The sequence below is a fragment of the Marinobacter sp. RI1 genome, from assembly GCF_041155085.1.
In the GTDB taxonomy this organism is placed as follows: Bacteria; Pseudomonadota; Gammaproteobacteria; order Pseudomonadales; family Oleiphilaceae; genus Marinobacter; species Marinobacter nauticus.
On the sequence record NZ_AP031605.1, the window covers coordinates 3,128,932 to 3,154,176 of the forward strand.

General features: G+C 55.0%; 20 protein-coding genes and 1 tRNA gene. 7 read left to right on the forward strand and 14 right to left on the reverse strand.

What is annotated here, in order from left to right; all coding sequences use genetic code 11:
• Positions 1–88 precede the first annotated feature (88 nt).
• From ACAM27_RS14175 to ACAM27_RS14190, 4 genes are all read left to right on the forward strand, one after another.
• Entirely contained in the window at positions 89–472 is a 384-nt protein-coding gene (locus ACAM27_RS14175) for a hypothetical protein (RefSeq protein ID WP_011785515.1), read from the forward strand.
• Between the two features lie 132 nt (positions 473–604).
• Positions 605–1,411: a RimK/LysX family protein gene (locus ACAM27_RS14180; protein ID WP_022991663.1), complete on the forward strand. Its 807-nt coding sequence runs from the start codon at positions 605–607 to the stop codon at positions 1,409–1,411.
• Complete coding sequence (locus tag ACAM27_RS14185) at positions 1,408–2,925, forward strand: inactive transglutaminase family protein (protein WP_113878943.1); 1,518 nt, start codon at positions 1,408–1,410, stop codon at positions 2,923–2,925. Before ACAM27_RS14180 ends, ACAM27_RS14185 begins: the two co-directional genes overlap by 4 nt.
• A gap of 1 nt (position 2,926) precedes the next feature.
• On the forward strand, positions 2,927–3,874 hold the full coding sequence (locus ACAM27_RS14190; RefSeq protein ID WP_014420996.1) for an alpha-L-glutamate ligase-like protein: 948 nt from the start codon (positions 2,927–2,929) through the stop codon (positions 3,872–3,874).
• A gap of 67 nt (positions 3,875–3,941) precedes the next feature.
• Here the strand turns inward: ACAM27_RS14190 and ACAM27_RS14195 are convergent, their stop codons facing one another.
• Positions 3,942–5,537, reverse strand: coding sequence for a BCCT family transporter (locus tag ACAM27_RS14195; protein ID WP_206851348.1), 1,596 nt, complete (start codon positions 5,535–5,537; stop codon positions 3,942–3,944).
• A 272-nt stretch (positions 5,538–5,809) separates the two neighbouring features.
• On the opposite strand from ACAM27_RS14195, the gene ACAM27_RS14200 reads away from it, so the two are divergent.
• Both ACAM27_RS14200 and ACAM27_RS14205 read left to right on the forward strand, forming a co-directional pair.
• Entirely contained in the window at positions 5,810–7,453 is a 1,644-nt protein-coding gene (locus tag ACAM27_RS14200) for an FMN-binding glutamate synthase family protein (protein WP_369612157.1), read from the forward strand.
• Between the two features lie 110 nt (positions 7,454–7,563).
• Positions 7,564–7,640, forward strand: a tRNA-Pro gene (locus tag ACAM27_RS14205).
• 125 nt (positions 7,641–7,765) lie between these two features.
• Here the strand turns inward: ACAM27_RS14205 and ACAM27_RS14210 are convergent.
• Genes ACAM27_RS14210 through ACAM27_RS14225 form a run of 4 tightly spaced genes read right to left on the reverse strand, consistent with a single transcriptional unit; the run spans position 7,766 to position 14,905 of the window.
• Positions 7,766–8,941, reverse strand: a complete 1,176-nt coding sequence (locus ACAM27_RS14210) for a GIY-YIG nuclease family protein (RefSeq protein WP_369612158.1) — start codon at positions 8,939–8,941, stop codon at positions 7,766–7,768.
• The gene (locus ACAM27_RS14215) at positions 8,931–11,021 is read right to left on the reverse strand and encodes a DEAD/DEAH box helicase (protein ID WP_369612159.1); all 2,091 of its coding nucleotides are present in this window, start codon (positions 11,019–11,021) and stop codon (positions 8,931–8,933) included. Before ACAM27_RS14215 ends, ACAM27_RS14210 begins: the two co-directional genes overlap by 11 nt.
• A 15-nt stretch (positions 11,022–11,036) precedes the next feature.
• A complete protein-coding gene (locus tag ACAM27_RS14220; protein WP_369612160.1) occupies positions 11,037–12,080 on the reverse strand; it encodes a virulence RhuM family protein in 1,044 nt (347 codons plus the stop codon).
• A complete protein-coding gene (locus ACAM27_RS14225; RefSeq protein WP_369612161.1) occupies positions 12,077–14,905 on the reverse strand; it encodes a class I SAM-dependent DNA methyltransferase in 2,829 nt (942 codons plus the stop codon). Before ACAM27_RS14225 ends, ACAM27_RS14220 begins: the two co-directional genes overlap by 4 nt.
• A 193-nt stretch (positions 14,906–15,098) precedes the next feature.
• Between ACAM27_RS14225 and ACAM27_RS14230 the strand changes: the two genes are divergently transcribed.
• Positions 15,099–16,493 carry a P-loop NTPase fold protein gene (locus tag ACAM27_RS14230; RefSeq protein ID WP_369612162.1) on the forward strand — a complete coding sequence of 465 codons (1,395 nt, stop codon included), beginning with the start codon at positions 15,099–15,101 and terminating at the stop codon, positions 16,491–16,493.
• Between the two features lie 161 nt (positions 16,494–16,654).
• On the opposite strand, the gene ACAM27_RS14235 is transcribed toward ACAM27_RS14230, so the two are convergent.
• From ACAM27_RS14235 to ACAM27_RS14275, 9 genes are all read right to left on the reverse strand, one after another.
• Positions 16,655–17,266 (reverse strand): hypothetical protein, encoded by a 612-nt coding sequence (locus ACAM27_RS14235; protein WP_369612163.1) that lies wholly within the window; start codon positions 17,264–17,266, stop codon positions 16,655–16,657.
• Positions 17,263–18,438 (reverse strand): AAA family ATPase, encoded by a 1,176-nt coding sequence (locus ACAM27_RS14240; protein WP_369612164.1) that lies wholly within the window; start codon positions 18,436–18,438, stop codon positions 17,263–17,265. Before ACAM27_RS14240 ends, ACAM27_RS14235 begins: the two co-directional genes overlap by 4 nt.
• A 35-nt stretch (positions 18,439–18,473) precedes the next feature.
• Entirely contained in the window at positions 18,474–19,358 is an 885-nt protein-coding gene (locus ACAM27_RS14245; protein ID WP_369612165.1) for a toprim domain-containing protein, read from the reverse strand.
• A gap of 120 nt (positions 19,359–19,478) precedes the next feature.
• Positions 19,479–19,835 (reverse strand): hypothetical protein, encoded by a 357-nt coding sequence (locus tag ACAM27_RS14250; protein ID WP_369612166.1) that lies wholly within the window; start codon positions 19,833–19,835, stop codon positions 19,479–19,481.
• Between the two features lies 1 nt (position 19,836).
• Positions 19,837–20,037: an AlpA family transcriptional regulator gene (locus ACAM27_RS14255; RefSeq protein ID WP_369612167.1), complete on the reverse strand. Its 201-nt coding sequence runs from the start codon at positions 20,035–20,037 to the stop codon at positions 19,837–19,839.
• A 116-nt stretch (positions 20,038–20,153) separates the two neighbouring features.
• Positions 20,154–20,954 (reverse strand): DUF6387 family protein, encoded by an 801-nt coding sequence (locus ACAM27_RS14260; RefSeq protein WP_369612168.1) that lies wholly within the window; start codon positions 20,952–20,954, stop codon positions 20,154–20,156.
• A gap of 71 nt (positions 20,955–21,025) precedes the next feature.
• Positions 21,026–22,438 carry a tyrosine-type recombinase/integrase gene (locus tag ACAM27_RS14265; protein ID WP_369612169.1) on the reverse strand — a complete coding sequence of 471 codons (1,413 nt, stop codon included), beginning with the start codon at positions 22,436–22,438 and terminating at the stop codon, positions 21,026–21,028.
• Between the two features lie 289 nt (positions 22,439–22,727).
• The gene (locus ACAM27_RS14270; RefSeq protein WP_011785521.1) at positions 22,728–23,993 is read right to left on the reverse strand and encodes an MFS transporter; all 1,266 of its coding nucleotides are present in this window, start codon (positions 23,991–23,993) and stop codon (positions 22,728–22,730) included.
• 2 nt (positions 23,994–23,995) lie between these two features.
• Entirely contained in the window at positions 23,996–25,207 is a 1,212-nt protein-coding gene (locus ACAM27_RS14275; protein WP_113878935.1) for an MFS transporter, read from the reverse strand.
• Between the last annotated feature and the right edge of the window lie 38 nt (positions 25,208–25,245).

The following is a 25,245-nucleotide window of genomic DNA, read 5'->3' on the forward strand; positions in this document are numbered from 1 at the left end:
GCAGAGCGTAAATTGCTCTACAACGGTTAAAAAGCACCCAACCGGAGTGCTAAAGCCGTAAACGGAAAGCTGACTGGCAGGTCGGAGCATGTTCAAGGAATTGTGGAGAAAATTCGGGTCCGATTTCCTGCAGGCTACCTGTGTGGAAGACGAACAGACATTGTCTTCGGAAAATCAGCGCTCGGCGGAAAAGCATGTGCGGGTTTTGCCTCACATCACCCATACGGGCGAGTTTCACCTTGAGCGACTGACCCAGTTGCTGAAAAGCCGTTATGGAAAGAGCTTCACGGTGCCGACAGACACCACCTCCAGCGACCGTGCGCTCAAAGAAGTCATTTCCTTTGCTGCGCGCATTCAGGACCAGGATATTCAGCGGGAGCTGCTACTGTTCTACCTGAATTGTTCCCCGGTCATCCAGGAGTACCTGAGATCCGAGACGCCACTGGGCCAGGGGCCTTTCCTGGGCCGGTAAAGATGCGCCTTAACCATCTGTAAAGTCACCACACAGGTACGTTGTAGTATACTCTCCCGCCTGATTGACAACACATCCAATGGCTGAGGCATCCAGTGCCAATAATTCTCACGGCCGGTTCAGGGGATATTCATGGGGTCCAGTGTTTCGCAAACCCGCTCATTGTTCGCAGTTGCCTTAACAGGGCTGGCAGTCGCACTTTCTGGTTGCGCTTCCGATCGTTATTTCATGGTACCGAAAGAGAATATTGAAGAGGTGCGAGCCTCGGTCCAAAGCCAGCGTGCGACCCTTGTTACCATGGAGCAGAATGCCGGTGTAAGGCACGAAAAGCTCCTGCAGCAGAATCAGGATTCTACCCAGACCATTCTCCAGGCCATTGCCACTCAGGTTGAAAAGCCATCGTGCCCACCACCAAAGGCGGCACCTACCTGCCCCGCTTCCCGCGAAGATAAAGGCCGGGCGGATCGCCTCAAAGGCAAAGTCGTTGTCGGTGAGGTCGAAAAGTTTTTCCTGGCTGGCCCCGACCATGTCTATACCGCCCGAATCGACAGTGGCGCGGAAACCTCTTCCATACACGCCCGTAACGTTCAGCGTTTTGAACGGGATGGCAGCAACTGGGTACGCTTTGAAGTGCCCGTTCCCGGTACTGAGGATGCCGAGTGGGTAGCCATGGAGAAAGAAATCTCCAGGCGAGTGAAGATTATCCAGTCCAGTGCCGATGAGTCAGAGCGCCGGGTGGTGGTGGAGCTTCAGTTTGCCATCGGCGACCACCAGCAGGTGGCTGAGTTTACGTTGGCCGACCGGACAAATCTGACTTACGAAGTCCTGATTGGCCGCAACGTATTGCGAGACGTCATGTTGATCGATGTCGGCAAGGAATTCGCAACCGAGTTGCCCGAATCCTACCTTGAACAAGCGGCAAACGGAGAGGAAGAATGACGGTACGCTCCCGGGTCCCGTTTTACGTGTTTGTCTTCCTGTTGATTGCGGCAGGGATAGCGATCGCCACCTGGCGCCATCTGGAACTGGGTATTCCGTGGATGACCGGTGAACAACGTCCGGTCTGGATGATTGAGGCGCGAGTCGATTTTGAGGGCCAGAACAGCCCGGCTGAAGTGAGCCTGCACATCCCGGAGCAACCGCCCGGCTTCCGTATCCTGACGGAGCAGGCCGCCTCGCCCGGCTACGGCTTCTCAATTCTGGATAGCAACAGCGGGCGCAGGGCCCAGTGGACAAAACGAGACGTCGCCGGTCCTCAGACTCTCTATTTCAAAGCACAGTTTGTGCCCGATGAAGACGTGATTCACACTCCGCCAGTGCGTAAACCCCGGGCATTGACGGTTTTCTGGGAAGAGCCCCAGGCCACCGCCGTAAGAGAGCTCCTGACCCAGGCTTCCGAGCGATCCAGTTCCCCGGAGAGCATGACCCGCGAGCTGATCCGCCTGATGCAGCCAGACAATCGCACCCAGAACACAACATTACTGGTATCTGACGACAACTATCTGCAACTGCTGGTGAAGATGCTGAACCACGCTGGCATCGCTGCGCGCACCGCAGATGCCCTGAAGCTTGAGGATGCCCGCCGTCGCCAACAACTGGTTCCATTTCTACAGATATACAACGGCAAGCGCTGGCTTACCTTCGACCCGCGCACCGCAGAACAAGGTGTACCGGAAAACCTGTTGCTCTGGAGACAGGGGGCAGATTCCCTCCTCGACGTGGTGGGTGGCGACGACTCCCAGGTAAGCTTTTCCATGCTGCGGCAGACCGTGCCGGCGCTGCAACTGGCAACGCTGGAGTCCAACGCCAATGGGCTGAGTGTGCTCGGTTTCTACCAGCTACCCATCGAAGAACAGAGCATGTTCCGAATGCTGCTGTTGCTCCCCATCGGCGCTCTCATTGTCGCCTTCATGCGGATTGTCATTGGCATCCGGACATCGGGCACCTTCATGCCGGTCCTGATCGCCGTGGCCTTTGTACAGACCACTCTGGTGCCAGGGCTGATCGCCTTTCTGTCCGTTGTAGCCATTGGCCTGCTGTTGCGCGGCTATCTTTCCAGCCTGAACCTGCTGCTGGTATCACGCATATCGGCGTTGATCATTCTGGTGATCTTCATCACCGCAGGGCTCAGCATCATTGGCTACCAGATGGGCTTTAACACCGGCATGACCGTCACCTTCTTCCCCATGGTGATCATCGCCTGGACCATCGAACGTATGTCCATTCTCTGGGAAGAGGAAGGCGCCCGCGAAGTGCTTGTGCAGGGGTCAGGCAGTCTGTTTGTGGCCATCTGCGCCTACCTGGCCATGAGTACACCGCTGGCTGGCCACCTCACCTTCAACTTCCCGGAGTTACATCTGGTTATTCTCGGGCTGATCCTGCTGATGGGTCAGTACACCGGCTACAAGCTCAGCGAGCTCAAGCGGTTTACCCCGATGAAGGCCTACGACTGATATGGACTGGATCTCTCCACGCAGGCTGAAAAATCTCGGGATGCTGAACATGAACCGGCGCAATGTAGATTACATTGCCCGGTACAATGATCGCACCTCCTACCCGCTGGTGGACAACAAGCTGAAAACCAAGCTGGCGGTCAGCGAATACGGCGTAAAAACCCCCAAGCTGCTGCAGGTGGTTCGCCAACAACACGAAATCTCCCATTTTCGGGAAATGGCAGAGGATCTGGCCGGTTTCGCCATCAAGCCAGCAAAAGGCTCTGGCGGCAAGGGCATTACCGTGATTACGGGGCGAGACGGCGACGACTTTATCAAGGCCTCCAGCGCCCGCATTTCCGTCGCCATGCTGGAGCGTCACCTCACCAACATTCTGGCTGGCCTGTATTCCCTTGCCGGTACCCCGGATGTTGCCATTGTTGAAAACCTGGTTCAGTCCTCCCCGGCACTCGCCAAGTACTCCTTCCAGGGCGTACCCGACATCCGGATCGTGGTGTTTCAGGGATATCCCGTCATGGCTATGCTCCGGCTGGCAACCACCGCGTCCGACGGTAAAGCCAACCTGCACCAGGGGGCTGTTGGCGTCGGGCTGGATATCGGCTCTGGCCAGAGCCTGAACGCAGTTCAGTTCAATCGGCCGATTACCCTGCACCCGGACACCGGACTGGCTCTGGAGAATATCCGGATTGAAGACTGGGAAAACATGCTGGAAATGGCAGCCCGATGCTATGAGGCCACCGGCCTGGGATATATGGGGGTAGACCTGGTGGTGGACGCCAACGAAGGCCCACTGCTGCTCGAACTGAACGCCCGACCCGGTCTGGCCATTCAGATGGCCAACGGCTGCGGCCTGCTGCCCAGGCTCAACGCGATCGAGAGCCTCAAGCGCCCACATTTCAGCCCCAGAGAGCGAGCGCTGTTTGCCATGGAAAGCTTTGCCCGGCGCTGACAATCAGTGTTTGGGCATAAAAAAACCGGAGCTGGTGTAGCTCCGGTTTTTTGTTCAGACCCGCTGATCAGGAGGTCAGCTCACCCCTTTGCAGGAGCAACTTCCTCTCATGGGTGAGGCCTTTCAACAAGCCCCAGGTCATCAGCAGAAGTATTGCCGTGAAGGGCAACCCGGCACTGATGGCCACGGCCTGGATCGCGCCCAGAGCGTCTTCGCCACCGCCGAAGATCAACGCCGCCGCAATGGCACCTTCCATGACCACCCAGAATACACGCTGAGCCGTCGGGGCATCGGTTTTGCCGCCAGCGGTGATGCTGTCGATCACCAGCGAGCCGGAATCCGACGAGGTTACGAAGAACACCAGCACCAGGATAATACCGACGAACGAGACAATGCCGGTCCAGGGCAGCTGCTCAAACATCTGGAAGGTCGCCAGAGAAACCTCGGTCAGCCCTTTGTCTGCGAGCACACCAACGCCTTGCTGGATCTGTTCCAGTGCCGTGCCACCGAAACCACTCATCCATACGGTGGTGATCAAGGTCGGGATAATCAGAACCGCAGTGACGAACTCACGTACTGTCCGGCCTTTTGAAACCCGCGCGATAAACATACCTACGAACGGTGACCAGGAAATCCACCAGGCCCAGTAGAATACAGTCCAGCCCTGGAACCACGCCTCGTCTTCACGACCAAACGGATTACTCAGCGGCACAATGTTGGCCACGTAGGTGGAAGAGGTTACCCAGATGGTCTCCAGAATGGTCATGGTCGGACCGGCGAAGATCACGAAGAACAACACGATGCCCGCAGTCGCCATGTTGATGTTACTGAGCACCTTAACGCCGCCGTCCAGACCTCGCAGCACGGAAATGAGCGCCAAGGCCGTAACGCCAACAATGATAGCCATCTGCACATTGGTGCCAGAACCTACCTGAAACAGGTAATCCAGGCCGGAGGCAGCCTGTTGGGCACCAAAGCCAAGTGACGTGGCCAGACCAAAGATAGTGGCCACAACCGCGAGGACATCAATGATGTGCCCCGGCCAGCCCCACACCTTGTCTTTCAGCAGTGGGAAAAACGCGGAACGGATGGTCAGTGGCATGTTCTTGTTAAACGCAAAGAACGCCAGAGACAGAGCCACAATGGCGTAGATTGCCCAGGGGTGCAGCCCCCAGTGATAAAGGGTTGCCCCCATCGCCAGATCACGCGCTTCGGGAGAGTTGGCAGCCACATTGAACGGGGTTTCGTACCAGCCTGTGTAGTAGGCCACCGGCTCGGCCACGGCCCAGAACATCAGGCCGATCCCCATCCCGGCTGCGAACAGCATGGCAAACCATGACATGGTTGAGAATTCGGGCGTTGCATCCTGTCCACCCAGCCGGATCTTGCCTACCGGCATGAAGATCAGCGCAAGGCTGACAACCACGAAAATGTTGGCGCTGAGCAGGAAGAACCAGTCAAAACTGGCAATAATGTCCCACTTGGCCCCATCAAGAGTCTCCTTCGCCGCTACCGGAAACATCAATGTTCCGATAACAAACAGAACCACAATGATGGCCGCTACCGGGAAAACCCAGTTATGAAGATCCAGGCCGAACGGATTGATATTATCCTGGCCTGCGACGTAATCCGTCTGATATTCGTCTTTCACTACCTCGCCCACGTTGGCGCCTCCTGGTCTGGTGTGATCACTGAATATGCTGAGTGAATGGATAACGCAATGAACAATCATTCATACGTTACAAGCCGGTCATTTTATTACTTTGAACTCAAAACATCAAAAGCAAAAAAAATGCCTTTTTTATCTACATCAGCATAGTCCAGATTTTGCAGAGGCAACGATTGTTTCCTGAAACAGGTCTACTACCCGAACAAGTGACGTAGTTATACTACAAGGTTTCGCCGACACCCGCCCGACAGCACCCAGAGGTATTCATGGAAAAAACCACCACCTTCCCTTTGCGCTATTCCGCTTATGTGCTCAGCATCGCCGGGCTGCTGGTGTCTTTACCGGTAACGCTTTGGCTTGGAGCAGGCTATCTGTTTCCGGTGATTTTTGGTGCGCTCACAGCCCTCGGCACCTGGGATTTACTGCAGCGAAAGCATACTGTTAGCCGAAACTATCCCATCATGGCCAACTTGCGGTATCTGTTTGAGTCGATCGGCCCGGAGATCAGGCAGTACTTTATCCAGTCCGATACGGAGGAGCGGCCGTTCTCGCGGGAACAGCGCACTATTATCTACCAGCGGGCGAAGAACGTGCTCGACAAGCGACCATTCGGCTCACAGTTAGGCATGTACGACGAGGGCTTTGAATGGATGAACCACTCGCTCACCCCAACCCGACTCGACAGCAGTAACTTCCGGATTCTGATCGGCAAAAACTGCGAGAAACCTTACAGTGCCAGCGTTTTCAACATCTCCGCCATGAGCTTTGGCTCACTTTCCGCCAACGCCATTCTGAGCCTGAATACCGGCGCAAAAAAAGGAGGCTTCTACCACGACACAGGGGAAGGATCGATCTCCCGCTACCACCGGGAACCCGGCGGAGATCTGGTCTGGGAAATCGGTTCCGGCTATTTCGGTTGCCGGCATCCCGACGGCTCCTTCAATGCCGAGATGTTCGAAAGGAATGCCACCCTGGACCAGGTCAAAATGATAGAGGTCAAACTATCTCAAGGGGCAAAACCAGGCCACGGTGGCATTTTGCCTGGTGCAAAAGTGACCCCCGAAATCGCTGAAGCCCGAGGCGTTCAGGTTGGCGAAGACTGCATTTCACCCGCCAGCCATTCCGCCTTTTCCACCCCCATTGAACTGCTGGAATTCCTCGAACAGCTGCGAAGCCTCTCCGGCGGCAAACCGGTCGGCTTCAAGCTCGCCATTGGCCACCCCTGGGAATGGTTCGCCATCGTTAAGGCCATGCTGAAGACAGGCAAAAAGCCCGATTTCATCGTGGTTGATGGCGGCGAAGGCGGCACCGGTGCGGCGCCACTGGAGTTCATCAATCGCCTTGGCATGCCGATGACAGAGGCTCTGCTTCTGGTTCATAACACACTGGTGGGCACTCACCTGCGCGAAGACATCGCCATTGGCGCCGCAGGCAAGATTACGTCGGCGTTCAATATTGCCCGCACCCTTGCTCTGGGAGCGGACTGGTGTAATTCCGCCAGGGGCTACATGTTTTCCCTGGGCTGCATCCAGGCATTGAATTGTCATACCGGCCGCTGTCCCAGCGGGGTCGCAACGCAAGATCCCCGTCGTGGCAATAAACTGGACGTGCCCTTGAAAAGCGAGCGGGTATTCAACTTCCACAAGAACACTCTGGATGCCCTGCAGAATCTGCTTGAGGCCTCGGGTCTCCGGCATCCCTCTGAGCTTGGCCCGGAGCACATAGTTCGCCGCATCTCCAAAACCGAAGTGCATAGCTATCTGGACCTGTTTCCGATCCTCGAACCGGGAGCACTACTGGAAGGCAAAACCGGCCTTCGGGTGTTCGATAAGTACTGGGAAAGCGCCCAACCGGATACCTTCGAGCCGCCGGAATTCATCCTGGCGCTGCGGGAGACCAAGTTACGTTGATTTCGAGAGAAATTCGCCAGCCCGGTGTTTATTTTTAGTTTGGGCTGGTGTAGACTTCGCTCCCGCTAAGCCACTGAGATAAACCTTGTTTCTCGGCGGTTTGCAGTTTACGGGGCGTAGCGCAGCTTGGTAGCGCACTTGCATGGGGTGCAAGGGGTCGTAGGTTCAAATCCTACCGTCCCGACCAGAATTCCCCTAAAAATCCAATCACTTAGCGGTGGTTGGATTTTTTTATGTCTGGAGATTTTTCCGGCTCTTCGTTTTTGCCCCACTTTTTGCCCCACCGAATTCGAAACCTACCTTCCCAAGAATTCAGGAAGATAGGTTAACCAGGGAAGCGGTTTCCGGATCGTATGCTGCCTGAGTGATGGAACCATCCCGAATCCGATCAACGGCCTCATCAATCGCCGACAACGGAACCAGAAACCATTCCCTGGGCTTAACGGGGTGCCCGAATCGGTCTTTGATCTGAAGATCCAGCTGGGCGGGGGCAAACACTCTGTGGAGTAGCGCCTCAAGTTTTGTGCGGTTGATCCCTGCCAGTTTGTAGGTGGCAACCACTTCCACTTCTGCCAGCAGATACGTGGCATCGTGCTCGGCATTCGCTATGCGGGTCTCCACTTTGCCGCCAGTCACCCCGATCTTATGGATCAGTTCCCGGTGCTCAGCCACAAACGGGTTCTGGGACTTGCTCCGGAGCACATAGATAGTGCCCGTCTCTACGTCATCCTCCTCCCAGGTATCCCGAAACAGCGGCCCGGCATCGTGCTCAGTAATCCTGCGGCCGGTTTCGTCTTTATATAGAGCGCGCTGAAGAGAACGCAGCAGGATGTCACTCTCCGTTTCATTGGAGTAGATCACCCGCAGCCTGGCATCTCTCTCGCCATTGGGCGCCTTGAATGCCTCCCCTACTTCCGCGACGTACACCATCTGGCCATTCAGGATAAAGAAGTTACCCTGCTCGATGCTGGCATCCTGGCCAAAGCGCCGGGTTTCGCGAATGCCAGCCTTGAGCTCCGCCTCTACCTGGCGGAACAGCGGCCTGAACTGTTCAAAGTCTTCACAGAGGGTTCGGTTCGCAATCTCATCCACAGCCCGCTTTTCAGCGGTAGAACGAACGTGGCGCAATTCTGTCAGCTCACCACCTGGCGCCATATCACTGAGCTCCGCCAGAAGCTCATCATCATCCATGGCCTCCGCAGACTCATCCTGAATACCAGCACCGCCCTCCAGTAGCCCCTGATGATCCAACTCAGCGACAAGTTCCCGGCATTCCTCGAGCGCACGAATGCGATCCAGACGAACAGCATACAAACGCTCAAAGATATCCCGGTCTTCGCCGTGCTCAGGGATTCGACCATGCTCTTCTACGAAGCGCTGGATCTCCTCAAAGCCGGCAATAATCCGTTCTTCCCGGGCGGTCAGAGTCTTTTCTGTCTTGGGCTGGGCAAATTCCTGTAGCTCAGCACTCAGCTCATCAAGATCCATCGTAACGGCCCTCTTCTTTGTATCTCATAAAAGCAGCCGCTCCCTCGGCCATTCGACGCTCCCAGGCATCCTGAGACGTATCGGAGGGTGCCCGGCCACGCTCACGCTTGAACTTCACTGCGCGAACCGCCAGCTCCTTGGCTTCCTCTGGTGAAAGCGTGGTGCGCTTGGCGGAGATGATGGAGGCAATCTGTTTCAGGCTGTCCTCACTCATGGTTTTGGCCAGGATGGCGTAGGCTTCGCTGAACGGGTTGATTCGGTCGATCAGATCGATATCCAGCTCTGTCACATCCATGGCGAACTTGCGCACGCCGGCAATTAACGCCGTGTTCGGCTTCAAGCTGGGTTCACCGCCAGCACCTGTGCCATCACCTTCCTCACCACCGATGGTCTCAAGCAGCGCCTGCTTTGCTTGCTGAGTCATATTGAGAGCGGCAATCGCGTGCTGGCGAACCGCCTCCTGATCCTCGGCATCCAACTCCGGGTAACGGTCTTTGATGATTTTGCCCATACGAACCTGAGTCAGCTCCTCGGGAATCATCTCCTCATCGAACAGCCCCCGCTCTATCGTGGTCTTGTCTTGGACAAAGCTGGCGATCACTTCATTCAGATCTTCGGTACAGATTCGGCTGGCTTCATCGCTTTTGGGCTCTGCCAGGCCTTTGATCTCAATCTGGAACTGGCCGGTTTCTTCGTTAATCCCGACGTTACATTTCTCAGGATCATAGCCGCCCTCACCGTAGTCATAGCCTTCGACCGGGCCTGTGGCCTCTGCCTTGGGCTTGAACTCAAAGCGGGGTGCCAATACTTGCTCCATCAACAAACTGGCAGCAATCGCTTTCAAGGTATCGTTAACCGCCTCCGCTACAGCCTGCTCCGAAGCATCCGGCTCAGCAATCAGGTTGGTAAAGCGCGCCCGGGTTTTGCCCGGCGCATCGCGGGTAGAACGGCCAATGATCTGAACAATTTCCGTAAGGCTCGAGCGGTAGCCAACCGTCAGCGCGTGTTCGCACCAGATCCAGTCAAAGCCCTCTTTGGCCATGCCCAGGGCAATGATGATATCCACATGGTCATGGTTGTTCTTCTGAGCAGGATCTTTCAGAGCCGCGGATACACGGTCTCGTTTGGCAGAATCGTCATCCACCAAGTCAGCAATGCGCAACACCTTCCCGGCTGACGTTTTCACCAACTGGAACCCGGTATCCGGGTCTGTGCCCTGCCACTCCCCCAGCTCTTCAATGATGTGCTCAACCTCCCGGATCTTGTCTTTGGTGCTTTCCCGGGAATTCACGTTGGGAATGTGAACGATGGTTTTCTCATTCGGATCTAACACTTCCAGAATGCTTTCCGAGTAAGGGCCGGAATAGAAGAAGTACCCGATATCGAGCTGCTTCAGGTACTCGTAGCCATTTAGCTGCTCATAGTAGGTGTAGGTGACGGTATCGAACCGTGATTCATCGGTGGGAGCCAGCACTGCCTCCGCATCGCCCCGGAAGTAAGAGCCCGTCATGGCTACAATGTGAACCTTGTCCCGGGCAATGAACTGGCCCAACTGGGCACCCAGCCGGTTATCCGGATTTGAAGAAACATGATGGAACTCATCCACCGCAATCAGCCGGTCATCGAACGCCTCGATACCAAACTGATCCACGGCAAAGCGGAACGTGGCGTGAGTACACACCAACACCCGGTCATCGCTGGCCAGGAAGGCACCCACCGACTTCACCTTGCCGCCGTTGTCTGAACCAGGTGCGTTACACAGGTTCCACTTCGGCTCTACGTGCCAATCAGCCCAGAAACCAAACTTACTCAGGGGCTCATCGGCGAAACTGGAGCCTATGGACTTCTCCGGCACCACAATAATGGCCTGTTTCAGGCCCTGGTTGTGTAGCTTGTCCAACGCGATGAACATCAACGCTCGGCTTTTACCTGAAGCCGGTGGCGATTTAATCAGCAGGTACTGCTCTCCGCGCCGCTCAAAGGCACGCTCTTGCATTGGCCGCATACCCAGCTCATTGGACTTAGTAGAGCTGCCGTTGCTGGCATAAGAGACTGAAACGGACGGAACGGTTTTGGTCATTGGGTACTTCCTGCTTTAATCCCGGTCTGTGGGGTTATCTGGACGGTTATCTGGTGTGCGGGCCTGGCGCTTTATCTGTTCCTCGAGCTGCTCAAGCTCCTTCAGATCCTCCTCATCAGCCAACCTGGCTTCGTTGGTCTTACGCTTCTGGTCGAACTCGTCATAACGCTGGTGAGCGATCTTCTCCATCCTGTCGTGACTTACAGAGCCCGCCCCTTGCAGAATCGGGTGATCGTTGAACGCCAACATTCGGTCTACGTTGTTCCGCCAGAAATCCAACGTAAGCTCTTTCTGATTCTTCACCCGCAGCTCCGCCTGCTCGAGGAAGATCACCACCAGCCGATTGAGGCTGTCCATTTCATCGGCGGTCAGGTAGTTTTTCGCCGTGAGCACATCCTTCTTGCGCACCCGGGAGCCTGTCCAGCTAGTTAGCGCCATGTTCGGCTGATCCGGATCTGAACGCTTCAACACCAGCTCAGCGGCTGTGTAACCGGTTACGGCGTAAATCAGCTTGTTCTGAACCTCGGCAAAGAAGATCGAGGTTTCCCGCTCCCGAACCCGGTAATCCGAACTGAGCGCAAAGAGATCACGCACCTTTTGGTAGAAGCGCTTCTCCGACGCCCGAATCTCGCGGATACGCTCGAGCAGTTCATCGAAGTAATCCCAGCCGCCGGGATTCTTCAGGCGTTCGTCGTCCATAACGAAGCCTTTCAGCAAGAACTCTTTCAGATGGGTACTTGCCCACTGGCGGAACTGAACGCCTCGAGGAGAGCGCACGCGGTAGCCAATAGCCAGAATCAGATCCAGATTGTAATGAGCTATTTTGCGTTGAACCTGCCGGGGCCCCTCGGTTCGAACTGTCAAGGATTCCTTGACAGTTGCCTCCGGAGTTAACTCACCATCTTCAAAGATGTTCTTGGCATGGAGTGACACATTCTGTTTTGTGGTTTGGAACAACTCGGCTGTCTCAAGCTGGCTCAGCCAAACGCTGCCACTCTCTGCTCGCAGGTGGAGTTGGGTTCGGCCATCATCAGAGGTATAGAGGATCAGTTCGCTCACTGGTTACGTCCTTGTTTAGGCTTCACGCCTTTTGCTTGACCAAGCTGTTTTGATGTCATCTTTGTGTAGAGATCGAACAATTTTTCCAGCCGCTCAGTGTCGTTTTTAAACCGGCGACCTATGTAGATACGCTCAAGAACTTCATCATTGCGCTCATGAGCCTCCCGCAAGTCAGTAGGCATGCTTTTCGGGTTGTAAAGCTCAGCAATAGTGGCGGGGAAATGAGACTCACGGGCCAAAAGGATTTCTTCTGCGCATTTCGTCAGATCAATCCTGTTTTTCTCTGTCAACGGAGGCAGCGGGAAAGTATTCCAGCCCATAGTATTTGAGTAACGATAGCGAGTCTCTAACTTCCCGCAGATAGTGGTAATCCATACCAAATGAAGACGAGAAGCCAAAAGCGCCAAAGTCCAAACGGGGGCATCGTAAATTGCAAAACAAAGGTTTGTCACTGTAGACCTTCCATCTATGAGGCCAACAGGTAGGTATCTTCTGTTCTCTGACGAAACACATGGCAATGCAACTGCGTGTGATTTACCAATATTCATCTCTCGCATTTGATGAGCACGTTTCGCCATCTCATTTGCACTCTTGTCCCGACTTGCCTCCCGAACAGAGCGGACACCCTCTATCCGCAATCGGATGGGGCCAATAGCCAAGGCTTCATCCAGATTTTGATCATCAATCCACAGGCAATAACGCTCCAGTCCACGAATAAACTCAGCTGAGCCGTATATCTTGCGAATGAATGTTTCACGTTGTTGAGCTGTCAACCCAAGCTGATTGACCTCAGACTTCGTCAAAAGCAAATGACCTCCATCCACTGGCTTATTACCAAAACTCATTTCAGGCAAACCAGACAAGGGCTTAGAGGATTTATTTACAATGACATCAGGTGCCGCAATCAAATAGGCATTTATGTTCGGCACTGTTCGACAGACTGTACCGTCATATGCCACCGACTCAAGCGGATCACTATTGCTGGTCAGATCTTCTGTGGACTGTGTATACAACTGGCATTTTGGGCTTATGAGATTGGAGATACCCACAATAGCAACGGTTACCCCAGCATTGTGACTCGCCAGGTTTGCCCATTTAAAACTCGTATGAGCGAAGGTAATTCGATGGCCGGTATCAAAAATCAAAGGCCAGAGGATTGGCACCTGCTGTCCTTGGCAGATTGAATTTGTCGATACAAATGCTGCGGCACTGGGAGTATGGCGCCCGTAGTCCGCTGCTTTGACAAACCATCCAGCCACATAATCAAGCGATTTCCAACCTTTCACTCGACCGTCAAAAAGTCTTCGCAGATCTTCTTTCTGCTCCTTACTCTGCCACGTTGACCCCAGATACGGGGGGTTGCCACAGAGGTATGTTTCGCCCCCCTCATTCTCGAAATCAATTACCGCTTGATCCAGGGGCGTCTCAAAAAGATCGTCCGAACTGAGCTTGATGCCGCTACCGGTGGGAGAGCACACCGTCAGCCAGTCTAATCTCAGCGCATTGCCGCAAGTAATCCAGTTCTCTGCGTCGAGCGGGAGAAATTCCTGAAGAGCCTCTTTCTGCCCCCTGTATAGGACATCGCACTGATACTCCGCAATAATCAGTGCCAAGCGGGCAATTTCTGCCGAGAAATCGCGCAGCTCTATACCCCGGAAATTCGTGAGTGGAATATCGCTTTTCCGCCCCGGCTCACCCCGTCGCTCATTAATATCATTCTCAATCGCGCGCATCTGCTTGTACGCGATGACCAGGAAGTTTCCGGAGCCACAGGCCGGATCAAACACCCGAATCCGGGCCATTCGATTACGGAGATTCAGAAGCTTGCGAGGGCTATCACCAGCCTCCTCCAGCTTCTCTCGAAGGTCATCCAAAAACAGCGGGTTTAGTACCTTGAGGATGTTTGGAACGCTGGTGTAATGCATTCCCAGCGAGCCCCGCTCCTCATCATCGGCAACGGCCTGGATCATCGAACCGAAGATATCTGGGTTAATCTGAGTCCAATCCAGTTTGCCGATGTGAAGGAGGTAGGAGCGGGCGATCTTGCTGAACCTCGGCACCTGAACACTGCCAGAGAACAAACCGCCATTCACATAGGGGAACCGCTCTGTCCACCTTGGCAGCCTCTCAGCCTGTCGGTCAGCCGCCCGGGTATTCATAGCCCGGAAGACTTCGCTAATCACTTCATGGGTATTGGAGGAATCCCGGGCACTCATCTGCTCGACAGTGTCTGTAAAAAGGCTTTCGCCGGCAAAGATATCGGTGTCCTCAGCAAAGAAGCAGAAGATCAGCCTGGCCATGAAATGGTTCATTTCATGGCGCTGCTCACTGCCACCCCAGTCCGGATTGTCTTTCAGCAGCTCAACATAAAGGCGGTTCAGGCGGCTGGTGGCCCGTATATCAAAGGAGCTGTCACGCAGCTGCTTAATGGTAGAAATGCCGGCCAGAGGCAGAAAGAAACCGAAATGGTCAGGGAACTGTTGGTACTCACAGGCAACCGTTTCACCCGTCTCCAAATCCTCAGCTTCAAAATCCGCGCCATCCGTAGATAGTATGAACCGGGCCTTAGCCCGGGCAGTCGCTGGGCTCTCCCTGAGCTCACCCAGCTTATGAGCAACCTCTCCGGCATCGGCCACTGCAATGTGGATGTTGTTGGTCTGTAACACGCCACCAGCGTCCGACTTGTTGGTGGTGCCAGCTTTCAGCCGCTTGATGGTGGTTTCTTTATTGCCAAAGGCGCGCAGGAAGGCGAAGGGGAATTCGTCTTTATCGAATGCCTCCAGGGCGAGATCGGATATTGCTTCTTCGATTTCTACTGCGTTCATTGACTATACGCCTTCAACAATCTCGTAAGGTGCTGATTTAATTGAAACCAGAAAAGTGATCAACAGGAAAGTCTACCAGCCGCTCCGGAGAAGTGATAGAAAAGGGCCAAGACAAACGAGCAACCTACCTAACCACCGGCGTTTAGCTCGGCACCAGCTATTAGAAACCCACCATTACGGAGCATATGGACTAATGCGATTCGAGCCACAGAAACTGGTAATTGACGACAGCGACCCCTGGGCCTCCAGTGCTTTCCAGCTCAGCGATACCGGGGAACGGCTTACCAATCTCGTTAAGCAAGCTGAGGGGCCAGCTGTAATTTCCCTCACAGCCCCGTGGGGAACGGGAAAGACCAGCTTTCTGGATATGTGGTCAGCATCGCTCCGGTTACAGGGCGCCAAGGTGGTCAAGTTCAGCGCCTGGGAGGTTGATTACACCCACGATGCGCTTGTTGCTCTGATTCAGGAATTGAGCGGGCAACTAATCGACGATGACGAACGCCAGTCCGCGTCGATCGAACAGATTAAGGCCAAGGGCGGAGAACTTCTGCGGCACGTGGCTCCACTCGCAGTGAGGGCTCTGACTGGTGGGATAGTAGACCTCAACGGCGTTGACGATCTCGCAGCAAAGCTGGTCGAGAAGAAACTGGCAGATCACGAGAATGCTAAACACTCGGCAGCCCGATTCAGGGACTCGCTCACCGAGTTCGCCAAGAAGCTTGAGGATGAAGGCAACGAGTTTCCTCTCGTCATAATCGTGGATGAGCTGGATCGCTGCCGCCCGAACTATGCGGTGGAACTCCTAGAATCAATCAAACACTTCTTCAACGTCGATGGCGTCGTCTTCGTGATCGGTGTGGATATCGACCAGCTGGGAGAAACGATTAAGGGCCACTATGGCCAGGGTTATGATGGACACCGATATCTCAATAAGTTCTTCCACCTTCAACTGAAGCTACCCGAGCCCGACCTTATGGCGTTTTGCCTGAATACGATCAAACGCCTTGGAATGGAGGGTGTTTTCGAGGGGCGCGGCCTTTCCAATTCTGAACGGAACGCATTCTCAGCAGATTTTATTGCCCGACTGGCTATATCCTACAACCTTTCACTGCGCGAGATTGAACGTCTTTTACTAGAGGCTGGAGCTGTTTACTCCGCGAACTCCGAACTCGCACCGTTACTCTCCCGAGCAATTCTATGGTTGTTGGTACAAAAGCAAAGAGACACCAGCGTTTTTGAATCTCTTCTCAAGCAGAAGGTGCCAGCAACGGAAGCCTGGGAGCTTATCCGCCCTCATGCAAAACTGATTTTCGGTGAGTCTTTCCATGAGGAAGGTTATTTCAGGGCGGTGCTGACGCTCTTACTCGAAGGACAAACAGGCATATCAAGCCTCCAGCAGAGCGCCAAGCAGCGCGTAGAGCAGGACGACACCCCGCAGGACGAAGTGGACTACTGGATGCCCGTTCTAAGTGCCGCCACTGACCTATCCAACAGGCGTTTACGCTCAAACTACATGAACATCGTAGGGCGCACGATTAGTTTGCTCGGATATCGACCTGCCCGCGATGACGCGCCCTATGGCCATTAGAAACCACGAACAACACTAAAATGCCAACCACCAACAAGGCCGGCGGGGCCTATAAAAGCTCCCGCCGCTGTTGTTCCACCTCCCTGAGCGCCTTCGACAGCTCCCTAAGCTGCGGCCTAACACCGCCTTTCCAGGCATTGCGTGAGACCCGTGCTTTGCCGTCATCGCTTGTGGGGCCGGTGCTGCCTCTCCAAGGTTGCCATTGCCGGATCAGCTCCGCCTGTTTTGCCCGCCGCTCTGGTGTCCAGCCATTCGCCATGGTTTGCCTCCAATAGTTTGTTTGGCGCTTTTCGTTTTTTCCGCGTGCGCGCGCGTTGTCCTTCGTTGTTAACCTGTACCTGGTTACCAATGTTGGCCTGCTGAACGAAGGCAACTCTCTTTGGTGCCTTCAGCTCAACCAGTGTTTGCAGGGTCGCCCTGGCCTGGTTCTGGGCTTTGAGCGCCAGCTTCATATAGCGTTCCAGTTTCTCAAGGTTGCCGCTTGCGAGCGCGTCGGTGGTTAACTTGGCAAACAGACCATCCAGGGTGTGCGACTGGGCGATTAACATAGCTTCAGCCCGGGATAGGTCATCCGCGTTAATGGCACTCGACTGCCTTTTGAGCTCAGCCACCAGTTCAGTCACGTTGGAGTGATCTACGTTCTGGCAGATGGTCAGCACTGAGGCGCTGAGACATTCCGGGGTGGTTATGGTTTGAGCGAGAGACTGTTCCGCACGCCTCTGGTCAGACACCACTTCCTGCTGTTTCTGGGGCATAAGGTCTGCCATGGTCATTCCCTCCCCTGTTTTCCTGGCTGGGTATTTTGTCCGGTCACTGTCCGGATATTGTCCGGTTCCCGTCCGCTTTGTCCGTTTTTGGAGCTATTCGTACTGTCCGTCCTGTCCGGTGTCCCTAAGGGGCTCCAATCCGGACGGACAAGGTAGACATGTGGCCCATCAATCCGAATCTTCCCCCTCTCAACCAGGGTATTCTTGGCATCGTGGAACCGTTGCCGGGGCACGCCCTCGTCTTCGCAAGCCTGTTTCCATTGCTTGGTGGTGACGTTGACTGGGTGATCCTCCCTGCCCTGGCTCGCAAGCCTCTCCGCTATGTCATTGTGGAGCCGTTTCAGAACATCCAGGGCAGCCTTCTGCTGCTTACCGAGCTTTACGGTATCTGGCTCTGGCATTGTGTATTCAGCGGACTTCAAGGCCGCTCCCATGATGGGGTTCCCCGAATCATCCTGAATTGGCACACCGACTAACTCAAAGGCAAGCGGCTCCGGCTCCTCCGCATCTTTCATCTTCCTGGGGATCAGGCGGATCAGTTTGTCCTCATTACCGCGATTCACCTCATACTCGGCATCCGCAGCACCTTTCAAGGCGGAAGAACCCCGGGCTCCTCTGTCGCCATCCTTCCCGCTGTGATGAACTATGAGCACTGTGGCGTTCCAGCGCCGGCGCAGCGTGTCTGCGTTGCGAACAAACTGACCCATATCGGTCGCGCTGTTCTCATCCCCTCCAAAGTTCCGGGCCAGCGTGTCGATAACAATCAGTACTGGAGTTTCACCCGTCGCGTCCGCCAGCTGTTGGACAGCCTGGGCCACGATTGCGGCGCTGGTGCTACTGGAAAGCTCAGCAGCAGCCTCTGAGATGAATAACAGCTCTGGCATCTCTTGCTGGTTGAGCTGGGCCCAGGCCCGCAGCCTTCGTGCCAGGCCGTTGTGGCCTTCACCCGCGATATAGAACACCGCCCCAGGCTTCACTTGGCGCCCATGGAACTGCGTTTTGCTGGCGATACAGCAGGAGACATCCAAGGCAAGGAATGACTTCCCCTTGCCCGGAGCCCCATACATCACGGCAATCGCATCTTCTTCGATATACCCCTCAACCAACCAGGCGATGGGGTTTACCGCCATATTGGCAGCCGCCACAAAGCTAAAGGGAGTCTCCGGTTGTGGATACATGGGCGTTGGTATCAAAGGCGGCATCGTCACTGCGTTCACTTTGTCGCCCTCCAAACCGCCAGGTCGTTAAAGTCCGAGAGATCCAGCGGGGCCTCCGGCGGAAAGTCGGGGAATACCATGGCGCATCCCAGCTCCTGAGCAGCTTTGGTAGCGTATTCAACACCAGCGTTACTCTTGCCCTCCGAAGCCGTTTTACGGTCGTCATCACCGGCGATAATCAGTGAGCTTCTTGGGTAACGGTGCTGAAGATAACGCCCCACACTCAACAGGTTGTACGCACTCATAGCGCACGCTACCGTCGCACCTGTCTCCGCATGGATGGTGGCCCCAGTGGCAAAGCCCTCGCAGACGTAAAGCGGTTTTCCGGGTTCTGGTTGGCCGAGGGGTGAGTAACACCCCTTTATTCGGCCTCCCTTCAGAAAGCGCTTTTTCCCGTATGGCGGGATCTGTTGGAGGTTGATCAACAAACCCTCACCGTAAAGCGGTACATACAGAGTCTCGCCAGTTTGGCGCAGGGTGTAGGGCTCGATCCGTTTTCGAGCGAGGTAGCGGTGTTGGCTATTTGCCTTCCGGGCTTCACTCCACAGTCGATTGGCACGCTCCGCCGCAAGCCGCTGTTCCCTCGCCTTCGCCGCTTCACGAAAACGAATGGCCTGGCGTACTAGCTTAGAAACTTGCCTGGCCTCACCCCGGCTAGCAGGCTGTCGCGCGCACCATTTTTTGGTTTCACCATCCTTCCAGGTTCCATAAACCCCAGCCGGGATACCATCCAGGAACAGAACATACCAACCGTTAATGGTCCCACGGCTATCGCCCGGCACATAAAACCGGTGAAGCTCTCCATCTGGGATTGGCATCCATCCAAGCGGGCCGAACGCTTCTTGGAGTACATCGGCAAACGCAGTGACAGAAGCGCTCATAGGTAGCCCCCCACCAGAATCAAGGCAACGGCAGCCACGACTACTAAAAGATCCATAATTGCGGGCCGGCTTTGGAGCCAGGCGGCAGCTTTAATAAGCAGATTTCGGGTTGAAGGTTTCTTATTCATCGCCTTCTTCCCCATCGCTGATATCGCTTTTGCGGGTGAGCCACTTCATCACGGCCATGGCCTTCTGGCGCTCGGATTCCGGGAGGCTGTAGCGAACCACGGTACAAGGCTTGCCCCAATGATTTGGAACTCGCTCATTCTGGCGTTTGAAATTCAGACCGTGTCGATTCGTGAGATCTGAAATGGTGCTGTGCAAGCAGTGATCGCCAATGCGCTCGGCTTCAAACCGATTGAAGCTGGCACCGGTCAGAAATACGGACAGTATCCGGGCAATCTTGCTAATCGGCCTCGCGTTGATATTGGCCTTACGAAGGCGGCTTTGTTCTTCGGAATGGGTCGCCATTTTCATATCAGGCCTCCCCATCCAGCTGAGCGGCCACCCAGCTTTCTACCTGCTGACTGTCCCAGCCAACGGCACGGGCACCGATCTTACGGGCTTTGGGGAATCTGCCTTCTTTCATCAGGTTGTAGATATGCGCCCGACCAAAGCCAGTGGCGGCTTTGACTTCAGGTAGGCGCATGATGCGGCGGGTTTTATCTGAGGCATACATAGCAAAATCTCCTTTGCGCACCCTGGCGCTTTATGGATTTCGCTAGCTATTATTTAGATCGGAAAGCGGCAATTGAACACAACGATTTCTGGTTAGAATAGTTACCCTCGAAATGCTCAAAGCCTATATTCTTCCTCGGCAGCCAAAGCCTCAAGCTCACCCAAGTCATTCATCAACCGCCTGGCTAACGCCATAACCGTTGCCTGAAAATTTTCGTCAGTCTGATCGTAACCAACAGCTTGAGCCATTTCCTCGCTTGATCTCCGAACTCGCTCTTCCTTTCGCCAGATCAAGAGATCAAGATAAGGAAGCAGCCCATATCCTGACCAAGAGGTGTAGTTCGGCCTCTTCTGTTTGCTCCGCCCCCGTTGCTCAGACCTCGCCTTTTTCAGCCAAGCCTCAAATGATTTGATTAGCACAGCATTGGTCGCCCTCATGTCTACCAGAAGGGGCTCGAATGATTGTTCTTTGCCTCGAAGCGGCACTCTCATGATCTCATCCGGCAGGTTCGGCCATTTTTCCAATTCTTTCCACGGGTCAAATGGGCATTCGCCATTCTCAGCATTCAGAGCAGCTTCCTGCTTGAGCCGGGCAATATCGACAAACTTCATCTCACGTACTGGCAATGAGAGACTGGCATCAGAGAATTCCCCGGCAATAACAGCCCAACTACCACAGCCCATGTTATCCAGAGGCGCTTCCCTCAATGCGGTCAGTTCGGCTTGAGTTTCGGGCATGATTTGATACGCATAGCAGGGCTCCAACCCGGCTTTCTCAAGCCCCGAGAGCGCATCCAGGATGCTCTTGCGAATACGAAGAGCAGCCAACCAGTCAGAGGCCTTAAATTGCAGAGTTTCCGAATACTTCTCCAGCTGGAACCAGTCAGGAAATCCTTTATCTCTCCGGTAATGCCCCATTCAGTCGCACCTTGCGGTGGCCCGCGCCACCCTTTGGACATAAAATCATCAGACGAACCATACGATTCAATCTAAGCTCGCCTAAATTGCCCTTGAACAACATTGTCAGCTGTCAAAATCGCCTCGATCCTCTCCCCTAGCAGTCGCCAGGCCTCGGCTTTTTCCGTGGCATAATCATGGTGAAGGTAATGACGACGCACCTTGCCTTTCATAACGTGATTCTGGCAGCGATCAATAATATCCAGGGCGACACCCAGGCTTTGCATCATCGTGGCGCCTGTGCGTCTCAGGTCGTGTGGTGTCCACTCTCCATTGTTGCCCCCGGCAAGAACCAGCGTGTCGTTATGCTGGCGCCCTGGCAGTGGCTTTTTGCGGTTCTTGAACTGGGATTGACGGTCACCGATCTGTTTACTGACCGTTTTGACGCATACATGGCTAGTTTTGGACTTTGACGGGAAACAGAATGGGGTGTCCCCGGTTTCAGCATGAAGCTGCTTGAACTGGGACAGAGCGAAGGGGGATAGGAACACATGGTGATCCTGACGCTTTCCGCGCTTGCCCTTGGTGTTCTCTGCCGGAATAAACCAGGTGCCAGCATCCAAATCAACATGCTTCCACTCGGCTTTCAGGAGCTCTCCAATCCGGCAGAGGGTGCTCAGGCAAAGCCATATAGCACATTGAACCCTGGTAGTGACGGGGCGTATACCAGAATACTTCTCCCCGGCGGGCAATTCAGAATAATCGGACTCGAGTTTGGCGAAGGCATCGCGCAGCTCCCGAATCTCATCAGCGGATAGAATGCGATCACGTTCTTCGTGGTAGTCCGCGTCCAGCAGTTTCTCAACGTCCACTAAATCAGCCGGGTTACCATCAACCATGAGGCCACGCCACGGCTTCCGTTTCTCTCCCCAGCGCAACATCTGGCCCATATCGTTGTTCAGAATCACGACCGTTCGATTCAGGCCTCGCGCCCTAACTGCGCGCAAGACGGAGAGAAGGTCTTTCTCGGAGAGTTCCCGGATCTTTTTCTTGCCGATCTTTGGCAGCACATCCTTGTTAAAGGTGCGCTTCAATTCGGCATTGCCATCTTGCCGGGCAACACCGTCTTTCACCCACTCCGCGAAAAGATCCGCTACGGTCAGGTTGTCGGTAGCCTGGCGCTCAGCCTCGGCAATGGTGGCCGCTATAGCAGCCTGGGCTTCGATTTTTGCGGCTTTGTTTGCTTTGGTGGGGTCAATGCCTTTGGCAACTGTCGTTTTGGCTACATCACGCTCAGCCCGCAGTTCAGCCAGGGACTTCTTTGGCCAGGAACCTAGCCGGTGGTCATGCTTGTGGCCATCGAGTTTGAATTCGTAACGGAACAACACCGTGATGCCGCGAACTCCTGCGCGAACCTTCCCGACAATTCCTCCGTCCTCGCGCAATGTCTTTCCATCGTCAGCCTCAGTCAGGGACTCCAACTGCCGAACAGTCAGCTTGGCCATTATCTATCCACCCCAAGGTCATATTCACCAAAGTCCATTTTTGCCCCACTTTTTGCCCCACCGGATCGGCTAGCTCTCAGTGTTTCTTAATGGACAACTATGGATGAATAATAACCGTAACCCATTATTTATTCTATTATTTTATGAGTCTTTGGCGGTCTTTTAATGTCTTGCGAAATCCACTTTTTAAGCGCATGGGGTGCAAGGGGTCGTAGGTTCAAATCCTACCGTCCCGACCAGAATTCCCTACACAAAGCCCGGGCCGAAAGGTCCGGGCTTTGTCGTTCTATCAGGCAGCGACCGCCTGCCCGCGCTTCTCCCAGGGGTATTCCCGAATCGGCAGGTGAATCAGTGCCGACAAGGCCCCGACGCCAACACCGATCCACCACACCAGCGTGTAGTTATGGTAGAGGTCGTACAGGGCTCCACCCAGCCAGACACCAAGAAAACCGCCAAGCTGGTGCGAAAAGAATACCAGGCCATAGAGCGTGCCCATGTACTTCAACCCGTAGATGTGCGCAACCAGGCCAGACGTCAGCGGTACCGTTGCCAACCACAACGAACCCATCGCCACCGAGAAGAGCACAACGCTTTCAGGAGTGATTGGCGCCATGATAAAGGCGGCAGAGACGATTGTTCGTAACAGGTAAATCGTCGCCAGAAGGTACTTGCGCGAGTATCGGTTACCCAACCAGCCGGCCATCAGTGTGCCACCGATATTGAACAGACCGATCAGGGCAATTGAGATGGCGCCGAGCCCGGACGCTGACGTTACCCCCAGCACGTAGATCAGGCTGTCCGGCGTAATTGGCCCACACATTTCCGTAATAAACGCCGGAAAATGCGCGGTGATGAACGCCAGTTGGTACCCGCAAGAGAAAAAGCCGATAAAAATGAACAGGAACGAGGGGTCTTTCACCGCTCGCTTCAGCACCACTCCCATCGGTTCATCGGTCGAGACCGAGGGTGCCGCCTTGGGTGCCCGCATGAACAGAAGGGCAAGCATCGACACCGTAATGAAACCGGCCAGCACCATGAACACGCTTTGCCAGGGCATCTGGCTCAGCAGCGCCTGCGCGACGGGCGGGCCAATGATCTGCCCTGCAGAACCGGCTGCGGTTGCAATGCCCAGCGCCATGGAGCGATGCTTTTCCGGGGCAGAGCGCCCTACGACAGCGAGGATGACCCCGAATCCGGTTCCGGCAATCCCGAACCCAACCAGCATTTCCAGAAGCTGGTGCTGGCCCGGGGTAATGGCGAATGCCGAGGCAACCAGCCCGACCACGTAACAGATACCGCCCACCAGGATAGCTTTGCGATCACCGTAGCGTTCGGCAAAAGCTCCAAAGATCGGCTGCCCGATGCCCCAGAACAGGTTCTGAATGGCGATGGCCAGAGAAAACGACTCCCTTGGCCAGGCAAATTCCAGGGCAATCGGCAGTTGAAACAGACCAAAAGAGGCCCGCACGGAAAAACCAACCAGAATAATAATACAGCCTGCGACAAGTACAGGGTTGATCAGTCGATCATAGGTGCCGGAGGCCGTGCCAGACATGGTTACAGATTCCCGGAGCTGAACAGTCGGTGCGCCACGATAAGCGCGAAGCCAATCAGTATACCTGAAGCAGCGAAAGCCAGTGTAAAGCCGCTCAGTTCAAGTAGCAGACCAAAGAACAGGGGCGCCAGAAAGTGCACCGCCCGGTTTGCCATCAAACGCATACCCAATGCCCCTGCACGCCGCTCACGTTCCACAGATTCCGCCAGGATCACCATGGATAAAGGCTGGGTAAGACCTGAACCGATACCGACCAGCATGGCCAGGGCAGCCATCAGCAGCAACTGCTCAGACGCCCCCAGAAAAGCCAGGCCAGCGGCAAGGGTACCGAGCGAGAGTAACACTGTCGGCACGCGGCCTCCGGCAAGTGCAATAATGCGCGCCATAAACGGCCGAACCAGCATGGACACACCGGCTCGAAGACTGACCAGAACTCCAATAATCAACGGGCTGATGGCCAGGCTCTCCAGGTACACTGGCAAATAGCTTCCGTAGACCCCGAGTGCGAACATCCCCAATACCGTGACCAGAATCGACAACTGCACCCCACGGTTACTGCCGACAAGCTGCCATTGCGCCCGGAAACCCGCCTGCTTTCGGGTAACGTGAATACGCTCCCTCGCCTGCCCGGTCAGGCGGAGTGTTACAACGCCCGAGACCAGCGCAAACAGAGCCATCACAAGGAACACGTACTCGGTATCGGAAGACTTCAGCACAGCACCGGCCAACAGGGGGCCGATAACCTGCCCGCCCGACAGCCAGGTGGCATACCAGCCAAAGTACTGCTCCAGCCTCGGCCCGGTGCCCAGGTTGGAAATGATGGTTTGGGCAGCCAGAACCATCTGGAGGTGAGCCAGCCCCACCAGCAACTGACCAGTCACGAGGCCCGCATAGCCATACCACGCATGCATCGACAACAAGCCTGCCACCATAATGCCCGCCCCGGCCAGCAGCGTGGCCCTGCCACCAAACCGGCTCACGATGCCTCCCAGGGGAATGGCTAGCACCAGCGGTAGCAGATACTGGGCGCTTAACACTGCACCCAGAACGAGAGGAGACGCGCCAAGCTGAAGCCCATACACAGGCACTGCCACAATCAGCATTGAGTAGACGACAAAACACAGCGTCAGTGACAGACAGACCGCGAAGAAATTTTGCGAGGCCTCAGAGGCTCCCCCGGAAGAGTCACGGTGGCTGGAATGGTTGCTTTGCAAGTGGATGCCCGATTCGAATGATGTAGCTAAAACGGGCT

What these genes read in the sequence shown, in the direction of transcription:
- ACAM27_RS14175 (WP_011785515.1), top strand. Translation starts at nt 89, where the DNA reads ATGTTCAAGGAATTGTGGAGAAAATTCGGGTCCGATTTCCTGCAGGCT.
- ACAM27_RS14180 (WP_022991663.1), top strand. Translation starts at nt 605, where the DNA reads ATGGGGTCCAGTGTTTCGCAAACCCGCTCATTGTTCGCAGTTGCCTTA.
- ACAM27_RS14185 (WP_113878943.1), top strand. Translation starts at nt 1,408, where the DNA reads ATGACGGTACGCTCCCGGGTCCCGTTTTACGTGTTTGTCTTCCTGTTG.
- ACAM27_RS14190 (WP_014420996.1), top strand. Translation starts at nt 2,927, where the DNA reads ATGGACTGGATCTCTCCACGCAGGCTGAAAAATCTCGGGATGCTGAAC.
- ACAM27_RS14200 (WP_369612157.1), top strand. Translation starts at nt 5,810, where the DNA reads ATGGAAAAAACCACCACCTTCCCTTTGCGCTATTCCGCTTATGTGCTC.
- ACAM27_RS14210 (WP_369612158.1), bottom strand. Translation starts at nt 8,941, where the DNA reads ATGGATCTTGATGAGCTGAGTGCTGAGCTACAGGAATTTGCCCAGCCC.
- ACAM27_RS14215 (WP_369612159.1), bottom strand. Translation starts at nt 11,021, where the DNA reads ATGACCAAAACCGTTCCGTCCGTTTCAGTCTCTTATGCCAGCAACGGC.
- ACAM27_RS14225 (WP_369612161.1), bottom strand. Translation starts at nt 14,905, where the DNA reads ATGAACGCAGTAGAAATCGAAGAAGCAATATCCGATCTCGCCCTGGAG.
- ACAM27_RS14230 (WP_369612162.1), top strand. Translation starts at nt 15,099, where the DNA reads ATGCGATTCGAGCCACAGAAACTGGTAATTGACGACAGCGACCCCTGG.
- ACAM27_RS14235 (WP_369612163.1), bottom strand. Translation starts at nt 17,266, where the DNA reads ATGACCATGGCAGACCTTATGCCCCAGAAACAGCAGGAAGTGGTGTCT.
- ACAM27_RS14240 (WP_369612164.1), bottom strand. Translation starts at nt 18,438, where the DNA reads ATGTATCCACAACCGGAGACTCCCTTTAGCTTTGTGGCGGCTGCCAAT.
- ACAM27_RS14245 (WP_369612165.1), bottom strand. Translation starts at nt 19,358, where the DNA reads ATGAGCGCTTCTGTCACTGCGTTTGCCGATGTACTCCAAGAAGCGTTC.
- ACAM27_RS14250 (WP_369612166.1), bottom strand. Translation starts at nt 19,835, where the DNA reads ATGAAAATGGCGACCCATTCCGAAGAACAAAGCCGCCTTCGTAAGGCC.
- ACAM27_RS14255 (WP_369612167.1), bottom strand. Translation starts at nt 20,037, where the DNA reads ATGTATGCCTCAGATAAAACCCGCCGCATCATGCGCCTACCTGAAGTC.
- ACAM27_RS14260 (WP_369612168.1), bottom strand. Translation starts at nt 20,954, where the DNA reads ATGGGGCATTACCGGAGAGATAAAGGATTTCCTGACTGGTTCCAGCTG.
- ACAM27_RS14265 (WP_369612169.1), bottom strand. Translation starts at nt 22,438, where the DNA reads ATGGCCAAGCTGACTGTTCGGCAGTTGGAGTCCCTGACTGAGGCTGAC.
- ACAM27_RS14270 (WP_011785521.1), bottom strand. Translation starts at nt 23,993, where the DNA reads ATGTCTGGCACGGCCTCCGGCACCTATGATCGACTGATCAACCCTGTA.